We start from the raw sequence: 671 nt of genomic DNA, 5'->3' as shown, positions 1-671 counted from the left end.
GCCTACGCGCGGGCAGGCGCCGGCGACTTTGTCGGGTTCAACTCCGCGTGGGGTTACTGGGTCAGCGCGTGGTTCGGCAATGTCGGCTACCTTGTGATCGTGTTCGGCACGCTCGGCTACTTCGTTCCAGCGTTTGGCGAAGGCAATACCCGCTTGGCAATCGCGGGTGCCTCAGTGCTGTTGTGGATCCTACATCTCGTCATCTTGCGTGGCGTGCGCGGTGCCACCGTGCTTAACGCAGTCACTACCTTCGCCAAGATTGTCCCGCTGCTCGCCTTCATCGCACTGGCCGTGACCGCCTTCAGTAGCCAGGCCTTTGAACAGGACTTCTGGGGCACCCCGAAGCTCGGATCCGTCTTCGCGCAGGTCAAGAGCACGATGCTGATCACGGTCTGGGTATTTATCGGTATCGAAGGTGCCAGCGTGGTTTCAGCGCGCGCCGAACATCGCCAGGACGTCGGTCGCGCAGCGCTCTACGGCTTCGCGATCGTGTTGCTGTTGCTGATGGCCGTATCGCTGCTTTCGCCCGGCATCGTCCCGCAGGCGGAGCTCGCCGCGATGGAAAACCCGTCGATGGCCGGCGTGCTGGAGAAGGCAGTCGGCACGTGGGGGGCAGTCATGATCAGCCTCGGGCTGCTCGCTTCCGTCGGTGGGGCGCTGCTCGCATGGAC

The 671-nt window shown here is 63.5% G+C and carries 1 protein-coding gene; it reads left to right on the top strand.

The genetic code is table 11. The features are described from left to right. Positions 1-671: amino acid permease (locus AWB67_RS39080; protein ID WP_125477916.1), on the top strand; the 671-nt coding region annotated here is incomplete at both ends.

Source organism: Caballeronia terrestris, from assembly GCF_001544515.1.
Classification (GTDB): domain Bacteria; phylum Pseudomonadota; class Gammaproteobacteria; order Burkholderiales; family Burkholderiaceae; genus Caballeronia; species Caballeronia terrestris.
The sequence above is the reverse complement of the archived record's forward strand: the minus strand, read 5'-3'. Positions and strand labels throughout refer to the sequence as shown.